Annotated in this window: 12 protein-coding genes and 4 pseudogenes; 10 read left to right on the forward strand and 6 right to left on the reverse strand. The window is 35.1% G+C overall.

Going from position 1 to position 12,947, the window contains the following annotated elements:
* Positions 1–93: 93 nt before the first annotated feature.
* A complete protein-coding gene (locus tag NMD99_RS01895) occupies positions 94–558 on the reverse strand; it encodes a hypothetical protein (RefSeq protein WP_253309134.1) in 465 nt (154 codons plus the stop codon).
* A 150-nt stretch (positions 559–708) separates the two neighbouring features.
* Between NMD99_RS01895 and NMD99_RS01900 the strand changes: the two genes are divergently transcribed.
* From NMD99_RS01900 to NMD99_RS01945, 10 genes and pseudogenes are all read left to right on the forward strand, one after another.
* Positions 709–927, forward strand: a complete 219-nt coding sequence (locus NMD99_RS01900) for a hypothetical protein (protein WP_253309133.1) — start codon at positions 709–711, stop codon at positions 925–927.
* 15 nt (positions 928–942) lie between these two features.
* Positions 943–1,161, forward strand: a complete 219-nt coding sequence (locus tag NMD99_RS01905) for a type II toxin-antitoxin system RelE family toxin (protein ID WP_253309132.1) — start codon at positions 943–945, stop codon at positions 1,159–1,161.
* Between the two features lie 1,010 nt (positions 1,162–2,171).
* Positions 2,172–2,372 carry a DUF4143 domain-containing protein gene (locus NMD99_RS01910; RefSeq protein ID WP_309166566.1) on the forward strand — a complete coding sequence of 67 codons (201 nt, stop codon included), beginning with the start codon at positions 2,172–2,174 and terminating at the stop codon, positions 2,370–2,372.
* A 227-nt stretch (positions 2,373–2,599) separates the two neighbouring features.
* Entirely contained in the window at positions 2,600–3,688 is a 1,089-nt protein-coding gene (locus tag NMD99_RS01915; RefSeq protein WP_253309131.1) for a Fic family protein, read from the forward strand.
* Between the two features lie 288 nt (positions 3,689–3,976).
* On the forward strand, positions 3,977–5,044 hold the full coding sequence (locus tag NMD99_RS01920; RefSeq protein WP_253309130.1) for an RDD family protein: 1,068 nt from the start codon (positions 3,977–3,979) through the stop codon (positions 5,042–5,044).
* Positions 5,045–5,426: 382 nt separating this feature from the next.
* A pseudogene (locus NMD99_RS01925) lies at positions 5,427–5,765 on the forward strand (ankyrin repeat domain-containing protein); the annotation flags it as partial.
* Between the two features lie 3 nt (positions 5,766–5,768).
* Positions 5,769–5,990 (forward strand): annotated as a pseudogene (locus tag NMD99_RS01930) (PD-(D/E)XK nuclease family transposase); the annotation flags it as partial.
* Positions 5,991–6,292: 302 nt separating this feature from the next.
* The gene (gene bcp / locus NMD99_RS01935; protein ID WP_264688477.1) at positions 6,293–6,760 is read left to right on the forward strand and encodes a thioredoxin-dependent thiol peroxidase; all 468 of its coding nucleotides are present in this window, start codon (positions 6,293–6,295) and stop codon (positions 6,758–6,760) included.
* A 16-nt stretch (positions 6,761–6,776) separates the two neighbouring features.
* Positions 6,777–7,856, forward strand: coding sequence for a DNA replication/repair protein RecF (gene recF, locus NMD99_RS01940; RefSeq protein ID WP_264328634.1), 1,080 nt, complete (start codon positions 6,777–6,779; stop codon positions 7,854–7,856).
* A gap of 301 nt (positions 7,857–8,157) precedes the next feature.
* A pseudogene (locus NMD99_RS01945) lies at positions 8,158–8,505 on the forward strand (IS110 family transposase); the annotation flags it as partial.
* An 18-nt stretch (positions 8,506–8,523) separates the two neighbouring features.
* Here the strand turns inward: NMD99_RS01945 and NMD99_RS07945 are convergent.
* From NMD99_RS07945 to NMD99_RS01965, 5 genes and pseudogenes are all read right to left on the reverse strand, one after another.
* A pseudogene (locus tag NMD99_RS07945) lies at positions 8,524–8,908 on the reverse strand (transposase).
* A 217-nt stretch (positions 8,909–9,125) separates the two neighbouring features.
* A complete protein-coding gene (gene leuS / locus NMD99_RS01950) occupies positions 9,126–11,633 on the reverse strand; it encodes a leucine--tRNA ligase (RefSeq protein ID WP_264688065.1) in 2,508 nt (835 codons plus the stop codon).
* Between the two features lie 12 nt (positions 11,634–11,645).
* A complete protein-coding gene (locus NMD99_RS01955) occupies positions 11,646–12,251 on the reverse strand; it encodes a murein hydrolase activator EnvC family protein (RefSeq protein WP_253310003.1) in 606 nt (201 codons plus the stop codon).
* Positions 12,252–12,304: 53 nt separating this feature from the next.
* A complete protein-coding gene (locus NMD99_RS01960) occupies positions 12,305–12,640 on the reverse strand; it encodes a MerR family transcriptional regulator (RefSeq protein WP_253307245.1) in 336 nt (111 codons plus the stop codon).
* Positions 12,640–12,945 carry an integration host factor subunit alpha gene (locus tag NMD99_RS01965; RefSeq protein ID WP_253307244.1) on the reverse strand — a complete coding sequence of 102 codons (306 nt, stop codon included), beginning with the start codon at positions 12,943–12,945 and terminating at the stop codon, positions 12,640–12,642. The genes NMD99_RS01960 and NMD99_RS01965 overlap by 1 nt, the downstream gene beginning before the upstream one ends.
* Positions 12,946–12,947: the final 2 nt, after the last annotated feature.

Genomic DNA, 12,947 nt, shown 5'->3' on the forward strand with positions numbered 1-12,947 from the left:
AATTCTACTCTACTAATATTCCGATTATCAACGGTTAATGTCAAATCTTGTTATTCCAATGTTACACACTGGAATAACAGAAACCTTACTTGATTAGCTTAAACTTTCTTCCTTCCCTTTTGAAGAAAAGTGCTCAACTATAGGAGAGATAATATAATCGTTCACTTTGTCAGCTATAAGGAACCCTGCAATTGGCGCTATTACTGCTATTGCTCCTATTGTTGCACCTGCTAAAACTGCAGATCCGGCTCCAAGCATTATACCAGGAGAAATAGCAGTTGCAGCTGCAGCAAGACCAACTCCAATTGCAGCGCTTATGGGTGCTGCAATACTGAAAACTGTACAACCTCTTTTAGAATCTATTCCATCAGATTTGCACAGCAAACATCCTGCAAAAAAAAATATAGCCGCTGCTGGAATTATAGAACCAACAATTCCACCTATGGCTAAAGGTGAAAAAGCTGTGACACTTAATCCCAAACCTGTAAGTGCCCCTATTGCAGGGCCTACTAATGATGCTCCAATCACAAATATTAAATGCTCTTTGTCTTCATTCATAGTCATACCTAAAAACTATTACATACAGAAATTATAGAAGATATTCTATAAAAACAAAATGTATTTCTATACAGCCCTACTTCCTTTCTTTATTGAAAAATTTAGAAAAATGTTGTATAATTATTACAGTAGTAGATTTTGGTAAAACATATGGCAAACGCTAACATAGCTCTCAGTAAAGAAATTTTGCAGAATCTTACTAAGTTATCTGAACTTACTAAGCAGCCTGCTCAAGAATTAGCAGAGAAACTACTCGGAGAAGCAATTGAACTTGAAATGGATGACTTTTTATTATCTGTGGTTGCTGATCAATATGATATTGAAAGTGCAGAAACAGTTGATTACGAAGACGTTAAGTGGAGATGTTGATCATAAAGACGCCAAGTGGAAATAAAGCATTACAAAATTAAATTTTTAAAGAATGTTACTGAAAAAGATCTTCCAGCTTTACCGGTAACAATAGAATCAAGAGTAAATAAAGCAATACAGGAACGGCTTACGGTCGATCCAGTGAATCTTGGTGAGCCTTTACACTATAGCTTTAAAGGGTTTAGAAGACTAAGAGTTCCGTATTATATATCATGTAAACACTGTGAAATATGAAGTAACTATCGTTGCAATAGGACATAGAGACACCATTTACGAGAAGGCTTTGAAGATAATCAATAAATATATTTTTCAATAAATTTTACCCTCCTTTTTTATCAAGTTACATAAGTAAATTATACAGAAAATCATAAAGATTATATATATTATACAGCCCTCCTTCCTGATCCATTCTCTACCTTAGGTGGCTTTGCTCAGCTCAAAAATAACTCATTTTTTTGGCTACCCCCCCCTATAAATTATATACTATATTATATTTTATATATAATATAGTATATAATTAGGGGAGAGGCGACGAAAACAAGATTTAGAGTTTGAGGAGCCTCCGGTTTAAGGTAGAGAATGGATCAGGAAGGAGGGCTCAGGGTCGATGGACGTTGAGTTGTTTATCGACTTAATTCCAATCAACTATGTTTTTGTAGAAAGTTCAGCGAGCAAATGTTCGTGTAAGTGTTGCCATCTTTAACCTTTTATAGTATTCTTGCATATTGAAACTATAAAATTCAATTTATGTATTTACGTTCTATAACCCCAGTTTTAGAAAGATTTTCTAACTGCTTTGGACATTACAGAGTCTGGTAAAACAACTATTACAAAACATGTACGTATCTTTAGAAGAATCTCGTTTTCATAGGGCATTTCTAGCTAAAGGGCGCAATTTTTGATCCTGAGATATCTTTAAGAACCTGCAAAGTGTACTAACAGGGTCTCAAAATTTTCCCTATATCTCTTTCAGGGCGCATAGGCATTTCAGTTTATCTGATGCCTACAAACATTTATTTTTAAGTCCTGGCCTTAACATGCATCCACTGGCTAGTTATCTACATTGAGCGAGACGTTCGACAACTTAAAAACATTGCAAACCTTAGGTCGAGTAGCTTATCTCTTACTCAAGATTGTGGCACTTCTCATACAACTATGCAGCAGTGGCTGAATATTTTGGAAGCTAGTTACCTAATATTTTTCTTCAACCATTTCACCAAAGTTTCAACAAGCGTTTAATCAAGATGCCAAAGTTATACTTCTATGACTTGCTTGTTGGCCTTGAAAAGGAGTACTACCTTAAAGGAGCTCTGTTTGAAAATTTGATTGTTTTGGAGATTTTCAAGAAGCGCCTCAATCAGGGATTACCTGCCAATCTATACTTTTGGCGTGACCGAACGGGACACGAAATAGATTTATTAGCAGAATGGGGTGGATGCTATTGAAATTAAGCACGCTTCAGAGTGATTTTTTTTAAAATGTACAGTATTTCTGTGAACTCTCTCAAACAGCTAAGGGGTTATACAGGTCAGCAGACACGCAAAAGTTAAACTTGTGCCAATAAATGAAATAGATCAACTATCCAGAAAGTAATCTACAGTATTTAGATTTGCAAATGTTGCATTATCTGCATTTTATCAGCATAATATAGAAGTAATGTAATGCAGATATTATGCCGATAAAATTTACACCAAATTATACAATTACCTCCAAAATCGCTAGCTGCCTTATAAGAATTGAGGCAGCAAAGGAAAAAGTGTTACATTTACCACTCACTGTATCAATGCTTTCATCTCTTCGTGAAACTGCAAGGCTCTATACGACACACTATTCTACTATGATTGAAGGAAATCGACTTGAGCCTAAACAGATTGAAGAGATTTTAAAGCATAAAGGTCACTTTCCGAGGTATAAGAGAGATGAAAATGAGGTTAAAGGATATTATGCAGCCTTAACTCGAATTGAACAATGGGCAGCAAGGAGAATACCCATTACTGAGAAAGCTGTTCAAACACTGCATGCTCTAGTAATAGCAAGTGGAAAATCTAAAATAAAACCAACACCTTATCGTGATGGTCAAAACGTTATTCGTGATAGCCGTACACGTGCAATAATTTATATGCCACCTGAAGCAAAGGATGTACCAAAGCTCATGAGCAGTATGATTGATTGGATTCGTGACAGTGAGCAAGTGCCTTGCCCAATTATTGCAGGTATTGCGCATTATCAATTTGTAACAATTCACCCTTACTATGACGGTAATGGTCGTACTGCAAGATTGTTGACTACATTAATTTTACACCTTGGTGGATATGACCTAAAAGGACTTTATTCATTGGAAGAATATTATGCCAAGAATCTAGGAGCGTATTATGAAGCAATCAGTATAGGTCCATCGCACAACTATTACATGGGAAGAGCTGAAGCAGATATTACCAAGTGGATAGATTATTTTGTGGAAGGTGTGGCAATTGCATTTGAGAATGTTTTACAGCGTATAAACGAGGAAGGGCACAGAACTGACCAGACTGATCTTATACGTAAACTTGATCCTAAACAGCGTAGGGCTCTTGAGCTCTTTGGGGAATTTTCCATGATTACAGCTAGTCAAGTAGGCAAATTATTTAATTTTAAGCCTCGCACCAGTGCTCAGCTTTGTAAAAAGTGGGTAGAAATGGGATTTATTGAGGTTGTAGACTTTTCCAACAGAGGAAGAAAATACAAGCTTAGCAAGCAATATGAGGATTTGATTTCAAACTAAAAACTGTTTCTAATCTAGAATTCGGGTTAAAAGCACGCACTCAAGGCAAGTAGGACATGAGTACTAGCAGAATGGGGTATTGAAATCAAGCACGCTTCAGAGTGATTTTATTAAAAATGTACAGTATTTCTGTGAACTTTCTTAAGCAGACACGCAAATTGTGCCAATAAATGAAATAGATCAACTTACCCAGTTGCTTGGTTGAAAGCAAGAAGAAGACAAGGAGTACAATTTTACTATTATTTAACTGCTAGTATGGTATGTTAGGCAATCGTGTTGGATACAAAAATGGATAACTATGCGGGAATTAATAAACGCGTTGCAGCATATATAGTTGACCAAACGATATTCCTAGTCTGCTGTTCATCGTTTCTTTCATTAATTTTATTTATATTACCAGAAGAATTCCTTGCCAACTTTTTTAATTATTTCTTTCTTGATCCTGACATTGATACAGGCCTTATATCAGAACGATATGAAATATTAGAAGACTTAGGTACATTACTAGAAAGTTTAGTATATATAGCATTAGAAGTATTAATGATAACAAGACTTGGTTGGACTCCAGGAAAATTGCTACTTGGTATATACATAAAAGATGCAAGCACACTTAAAAACGCTGCTTTAATGCAAGTAGTGATGAGAAGCACTCTCAAGGCATTTTTGTTTGTACCTCTCTATATTTCTGAGTGGTTTTTAATTTTACCAATATTGATCCTAATACCTGCAATATTTGATCAACGTAAGCAGCTTTTCTACGACAAAATTGCAAAAACAGTAGTAATGGATCATAAGTCTGAAGAATGCTATCCAAGATTAAACTATGTATATGTGGGAATAACTAGGCGTGCTATAGCATATATTATTGACCGTCTTATTATTATGGGAATTTCTTTAGTCTATTTTCCTTTTGTAAAAATAATTTTTCACCCTGCTAAATCTCAACTATTAATCATATACATTTGCTTATTTTTTTTGCTATCAATAGTATTCGGAATATTCATAACAAGAAGATTTAGTGGTACTCTAGGGCAATTGTTATGCTGTATCCGTATAAAAGATGCAAATACACTTAACAATATTACTCTAATGCAAGCAACAATTAGGTATGTTTCTCTTGAAGTTATTAGCTTCATATTGAGTTCTTTATTCATTATGGATATATTATTTTTTGATAAGTATACTTCTAAATGGTGGCCTGAACCTTTATCAGACTTAATTTTTACAGCTATAATACTAATTTTTGTATCTGCAATATTTGACAAACGAAAGCAGTTTTTTCATGATAAAATTGCAAAAACAGTAGCTGTAAAAAAGAAAGCAGAAGTAATAGTGATAAATAAACCTACAGGCTAATTTACGTGTTTTGTTTTTTCTATTCAATTTCTGATCTGTATAAAATTTACTTAAAAAGTTGTTGACACTAAAAATATCCGTGTTATAAGCAAGGCTATACTTAGTATTTACATAAATTGTTTACGACCATTTAGTTTTACAGTGAGGGTAATTTCTAATTACACTTAAGGGGGGTGAAATGGTTATAGGTCAGCAACAGTTAACTGGTAAAATAGCTACAAGATATAATACCATTCAGTTGTTACGGTCTAGCACTTTAAAGCAAAAAAGTCTTAGTGATAAAATTAGTGATGTAGGGGTAAGTGGGCTAATAGATGATACAGTTAAACTTAGTCGTTCAAAGCGAGATATGGGAAGAGGTATATATTACTCAGTAGTCCTTATGTATCGTGCATATCGGCTGGTAGATAAACTGGGTTGGAAGCGTGGTTTACAGGTAGTCAATCGGTACTTAGTTACAAAACGTGGACAGGAGAAAACTCTAGAAACAGCCAGGGAACTTTTAGGTGATATAGAAGATATAGAAGATTTAAAAGATTTTATAGATGATCTCAAACAAATTTTGTCTACTGAAACAGGAAAAGAGCAAGTTATAGAGGAATATAGCAACACATCTTTACACTTAGCTGCCAAGCAAGGTAATTTAAATGCAGTGAAATATTTTGTAGAAAAAGGGGCTGATATTAATGCTAAGACCAATGGTGATGATACTCCTCTCTACAAGGCTGCATTTGTGGTCGAAATGCAGCTCGCTCGCGACAAGGGCTTTGAAAAACGCGCACAAGCATATGCTGGTAAAGTTTACTCAAGACAGTCTGGCAGATACACTAATTTAAAGAAGGTCTTCTTTATTGCGATTTCAAATTGTATTTTGTTTCCTAAGAAATCCAATTATATATCTAGCAATACTATAAGAGATGAGGAAACTAATGAGCATGACTTACAATGCTTAAGCTTAAAGCATTAGATGCTTTTTACAAGATACAAGGCAGAAACTTATCAATAAGCCCCCATCAAGAATCTTATCTGTTAGCTATATATAAAATTTGATACTCTGACTACAATATACTACTATAGATAAAAGTGTTATCAATGGAGCAAAGTATGGAATTAACAGTAGGAAATAATGTGCCATACTACTATAATACCACAGAAGTGGTATTAATGGAGCGAGGTATGGAATTAGCAGTAGGAAATAATGCACCATATTACTATAATACCATAAAAGTGTTATTAATGGAGCAAGGTATGGAATTAGCAGTAGGAAATAATGCACCTGATTTTAGCTTACCAACAGATTCTGGTGAAAATTTATCATTGAGTGAATTTTTTGATAAAAAAAATGTAGTTCTTTATTTTTATCCTAAAGACGATACTCCGGGTTGTAGGATGGAGGCAAAAGGCTTTAGAGATAAAATAGATGATTTTTCTTCCCTTGACACAGTGATAATTGGTGTATCAAAAGATAGTGTTAAGCGCCACGCTAACTTCAAAGCAAAATATTCTCTGCCATTTTCCTTAGTTTCTGATGAGAATGCTGAAATGTTGGAAAAATATGGTGTTTGGGTAGAGAAAAGTATGTTTGGCAAAAAGTATATGGGAATAGAGCGCACTACTTTTTTAATAGATAAAAAAGGTAAAGTAGTGAAGATCTGGAAAAATGTAAAAGTTAGTGGGCATGTTGATGAGGTTCTGGAAGAAGTAAGGAGAATGTAAACTAAAGAATAGGTTAATGGCTACCCATTGCTACATAAAAAAGCTGAAATTACATAATTTTCGTAGCCACTCAAACTTTGAACTGGATTCAGATGATAGCTCAGTTGTAATAACTGGCGAAAATGGTATTGGTAAAACTAATATACTTGAAGCAATCTCGTTGCTTGCTAAAAGCAATGGAATGAAAAAAGCAAAAGCCAGTGAGATACAAAATAGATTCAGTAATGAAGATTGGGTAGTGCACTATGATTTTTTTAATGGAACGGATTTTAATTCAATTGGTATCGCAAAGAGTTTTGATAAGAAACTAATACAAATTGATGGAAAAACGCAATCAAGTTATTCATCTCTGTATAAGATATCCAATGTAATATGGCTGATTCCACAAATGGACTATGTTCTTCTTAATTCTCCAAGTGACAGATTAAAATTTTTAGACCGTATAGTTTCACTGTTTGAAGAAAATTACACTTGCTGCTACATGAAATATAGAAAAGCTAAACATGAGCGAAGTAAACTATTGAGGGAGAACATTTTGAACAAAAACTGGTTCTCTAGTCTTGAAAACATAATGGCCGTTAATGCAGTTAGTATTTTACATATGCGATCGTCTGTTTTAAAAATATTACAAGATACAATTGATAACCATTCCAGTAAGCTTTTTCCGAAGGCAAGTTTGAAATTCAGCAGCCAGCTAACTTTGGACGATACTGCAGAATATTTTCAGAATCGTCTAAAGGAAAACAGAGAAAAAGATTCATTGACTGGTAGAGTAACCCTTGGTGTGCATAACGATAATTTTCGGGTTTTTTGTCAAAAAAGAAACGTACCAATAAATCTGTGCTCCACTGGAGAACAAAAGTTATTACTGCTTTCTATTATTTTATCCAGTGTAAAAGCAAGGTGTATTCATTACAATAAGGCACCACTTCTTCTACTTGATGATATAATGTCTCATCTGGATAAACATTACAGAAAGGCGTTAATAGAGGAAGTGTTAAGTATTCAATGTCAAACTTGGATAACTGATGTAAATCAAGATAATTTCAATAGCTATCTTTATTCTTTCAAGTTTTTTGAATTGTTAAGTAAATAAGTGACAATATTCTTCTGCAAAAGGAAAGAAATACTTACGTCCTTGGTCTTTTATTATATGACTGTGACCTTACCCAGATGATATGAATAAGTATTGCTTGGTTGAAAGCAAGAGAAGATAATAACTTTTCAGAGTGGATAGGTGGCAGGTTGGTACTTCTTTTGAGGCACTTTCTTCTCTTACATGGAGTGTAGGAAGAAGACCTCGTGACCCAGATTCTGCCACCGGCGAGGCTCACAAAATGTGATGACCTCGTATAGGAGTTTGGAACAACCGGTACTCTGATATATTGAAATATGCAATTGGAGGAAAAAATGCGTCACATTGGAGTTATACTAATAGCTTTACTGCTTGTTATCTGCAAGAAGGGAAGCCAGAGTATATTCAAACGTTTTGCTTAAAAGACTTGGATAATTTTATCGAAAATCTTCAAGAAACAGATAAAGTGGCTATAGAAGCAACAGGCAATAGCTGTTTCTTTTATGATGCAGTTTCACCTTACGTTAAGCGTGTGGTAATAGTCGCTCCCGGACAGTTTGAAGTTGTGCGCCGCTCTATACACAAAACAGACAAGCATGATGCAAGAGCTATTGCTTTCTTTCTAAGCAAAGATATGTTGCCTGAGGCAAGGCATAAAAGCAAACAATGTTAGCAGTTATAGTATTTTCTAAAACGAATGATAAACGTCTAAAATGGTATTACCAACTAAAAGGTGTAAGTCTGTACATTGATGCATTAGAGGTCTGAGGCGACTTTTGATGATGTGCCAACAATGCTCTATCGGATTTAGATCAGGTGAATATGTTGGAAGATAAAGCAAATGACAGCCAAAAGACTCTATTAATGACTTTGTTTTGGGAGTTTTATGGAATGTAGCATTATCCATAACTATGGTTGTATTACGCTGCAATTGTGGTTCGCTCTAACCATACATTAAATACATCTTTATTACACCCTCCTGTGAAGGTCATTGGTGCAATAAACTTCTTTTTAATCCATCCACCTATTATACTCACTCTTTCCCGCTTTTTTCCTGGAACATCAGCATATATTTTTTCTCCTCTTGGAGCTCGTGCATATTCTCAGTATAGAATATATTATACCTTTATCATTCGCTTTTGAAAATACTATAAAACAGAAACAAAAGTGCTGTTTATTGCAGCTTTTGGGTAATTTAATAGTAAAAATTTTAGAGAGAAATTTTATACACTATCACTGATATTTTCCCTTAAGTTGACGCCATTGCCTGAACAGATACACTCGGATTTTTTATATAACTATATTTACTATCTTATTTGGTACAGCATATACAGTGCGAACTTTGCTTTGACCGATCTTACTGGACACAGAGTCTATCGCTATTTTCTTCAATTCTTCTTGAGGTAAGTTAATTGCTACCTTTATTGTTGTGCGTAATTTTCCATTGATTTGCACTGCTATAGTTACCGTATCGTCAACTAATAATGATTCATCAGCTTTTGGCCAAGGTTGACCTCCTATTTCTTGCCATAGGCTTTCAGCTAGATGTGGCATGAACGGTTCAATTACTCTGATTAGTATACATATACCTTCATCAATAAGAGATTTTCCAGTTTTTACATCTATTTCAGCTATTAAGTTCGTCATCTCACGAAATTTTGCCACTACACAGTTTAATCTGCAGTTTTCCAAGTCATCTGTAAGTCCGTGTAAGAGTTTATGAATTTTTTTTCTGTACTCTAGAAGTCCACCCGTAATACTTTCATTATCATAGTGTATATTTACAGGTCTCAGCTGCATGACCATACGCCACAATTTATTTACATAACGAGAACAACCTTCCACGCCATCATCGGACCATTCCATATCTTTTTCTGGAGGAGTGTCGGACAACACAAACAAGCGAGCAGTATCAGCACCATACTTTTCTATGATAAAATTTGGATCAACTGTGTTCTTTTTCGACTTGCTCATTTTTTCAACTTTGCCCACTTGAACCTTAGCTCCTTGTGCAATCAACTCTTTTGCTTCTGCGGGAAATAGCCACTTACCATTTTCGTCTTTATAAGTTGCATGGCAGACCATTCCTTGAGTGATTAAAGTAGAGAAAGGCTCTTTAATAGCAAAATAGCCACATTTGGTTAAAGCACGGCAGAAAAATCGTGAGTAAAGCAAATGCAGAATTGCATGTTCTATCCCACCTATATAATAATCAACAGGCATAAAACGATTACATGCATCTTTGTCTATTGATTTATCTTCACTACAGAATGCAGCAAAATACCAGGAAGACTCAAAAAAGGTGTCGAATGTATCAGTTTCACGCTCTGCTTGCTTTCCACATTTTGGGCAATCAACGAACTTCCAAGTTGGGTGCTTATCCAGCGGATTGCCACCACTTGTAAATTCTACATCTGCAGGTAGAACTACAGGAAGGTCTTTTTCTGGCACTTGCACAGTTCCACAATCTTTACAATATATTATAGGTATAGGGCATCCCCAATAACGTTGTCTCGAAATTCCCCAATCATGTAAACGATAGTTTGTTGTTTTCTCACCTATCCCTTTTTCTTTGAGCTTTTTAATGATTACTTCCTTTGCTCTACTTACCGTTAATCCGTTTAAGAATTCAGAATTGAACATTACCCCATCGCCAGTATACGCCTCCTTTGTCATCCCAGTGCTTCGACACTGGGATCCATTGTAAGAATTCTGGATTCCAGCGTCACGCGCTGGAATGACACCTAAGTGGGCTGAAGAAATAACGGGAATAATCGGCAAATTATATTTCTGTGCAAATTCAAAATCACGCTGATCATGTGCAGGGCAACCAAAAATCGCACCTTCCCCATATTCCATCAACACAAAATTCGCTATGTAAAGCGGCAATTCCTTATCAAGAAATGGATGCTTAACGTTTAATCCGGTGTAAACTCCTATTTTTTCATCATTCTCCCCATTTGTTTTTATGTTATCGATAAAGTCCTGTATTTCTTTATTTTTTAAATCCTGCACAATAGGGTGCTCTGCTGCCACTGCACAAAAAGAAGCCCCAAATAAAGTATGAGGATAAGTTGTAAAAACCTTCAATTTCTTATTTAAGCCAACTACTTCAAACTCTATAGTTGCTCCTTCAGATTTTCCTATCCAACGCTCCTGCATTGTTTTGACTTTTTCTGGCCAATTTTTCAAACTTTGCAGGCACTTGAGTAAGTCTTCAGCGAAATCAGTAATCTTTAAAAACCATTGGGACAACTTACGTTTTTCAACAACTGCACCTGATCGCCACCCTTTTCCATCAACCACCTGTTCATTTGCAAGCACTGTTTGGTCCACTGGATCCCAGTTAACCCATGACTCTTTTCGATAGGCAAGCCCATGCTTTAAAAAATCCAGGAAAAATTTTTGTTCGTGTTTGTAGTAATCAGGCTCACATGTGGAGAGTTCACGCTCCCAATTATAAGAAAGACCTATAGATTTCAACTGTGTACGCATATTATCTATATTCTCTTTTGTCCATGTTTCAGGGCTAATATTATTGTCCCTTGCTGCATTTTCAGCTGGTAATCCAAACGCATCCCAGCCAATTGGATGCAAAACCTCAAATCCACGAGCTCTCTTGTAACGCGCTATCACATCCCCTATTGCATAGTTACGTAAGTGCCCCATATGAATTTTACCGGATGGATATGGAAACATCTCCAATACGTAACATTTCTCTTGTTCACTATTCTTGCTTACAGAAAAATCCCATTTATCTTGATAAAATTTTTCAACACTTTTAAAATCATATTTCATATAAATCCAAATTCAATTACAGTTCACATGCATCAAAGGATCAACCGCTTGGCCATTATGCCGTATTGTGAAACACATCTGTGGATCTTTATCTTGTGTGCTTGATTTACCTGCAGATCCAATCACTTGACCTTGCTTTACTTTATCACCAATTTCAACATGTATGTTTTTTAAATAGGAGTACACAGTCATGTAATTATCTTTGTGTTCTACTATAATTAAATTTCCATACCATCTCAGCCCTTTGCCTACATATACCACTTTGCCGGGTGCAGAGGCAACTACATTCGTTCCATTTTGAGCAGCAATTTTTATGCCATCCTTACACATTTCATCAGAAGAGGTAGCTGAAATAACTGTACCTTTAACTGGCATTACAAATTTGCAATTTACCCCCACGTTTTGTGCATTATTGTTATCTTTGTATATCCTGTTTATGATGGCTTTTCTATTTTCTTTTTTTATTAAAGGCTCCCTAATTAAATGGTACTCTCTTGTATATTCCAGCTCTCTTTTTCCGTAAAATTCTTCGCCTTTAAGCAGCACAGGTGCAGGTTTTTGCAGGCCACAGCCTATTAATATTGCTAATAATATAAGAAATGAAGCTATATGCCACATTTTAGATATATCAACTCTCACAAAACTCCAAAATTTTAGCGAGACGTAGTGTTTCACGCCTGTTCGTTACTTTCCTCGTTATTTATTTTACTAGTTAAATAATCCCTCAAATCGGTAAGTTCTTGCAACAAATTCTTTGGATCAAGATTGACTTTTATATCATTACCAAATTCTTTTTGCACTCCTTTTATTGTATATCCTTTATCATATAGCATGTATTTTACTTTCTTTATGGCCTCTATACACTTAAGATCATATAGCCTTCTTCCTTTACGCTTTGTAGGCTTAATTTGATGAAATTGACCTTCCCAAAATCTTAAAACATGCTGTTCCAAATGTAGCTCTTCAGCTACTTCCCCAATCGTATAAAATAATTTTTCCTTATTCATTAATTATTGATTAATTTTTTTATAATTTTTGAAGGCCTAAAAGAAATTGAATTTCTTGCCTGAATCATCACTTTCTCTGATGTATTTGGTATATTTCCTGGTCTTTCCTTCTTTTTCTTAACCAAGAATGTTCCAAATGACGATATTTTTACTATTCCATCCTTTACCAAGCTTGTCTTTATTTCGTTCAATATATCATCTATTATCGAAGCAGAGTCTTCCTTTGATAATCCTATTTCTTGGTTTATATTTTCAGCTATCGTTGCCTTAGTTACTGTTGTGTCTTTTGTTGTAACGTGATCCATTA

Origin of the sequence: Wolbachia endosymbiont of Listronotus oregonensis, from assembly GCF_031205055.1 — a bacterium.
Lineage (GTDB): Bacteria > Pseudomonadota > Alphaproteobacteria > Rickettsiales > Anaplasmataceae > Wolbachia.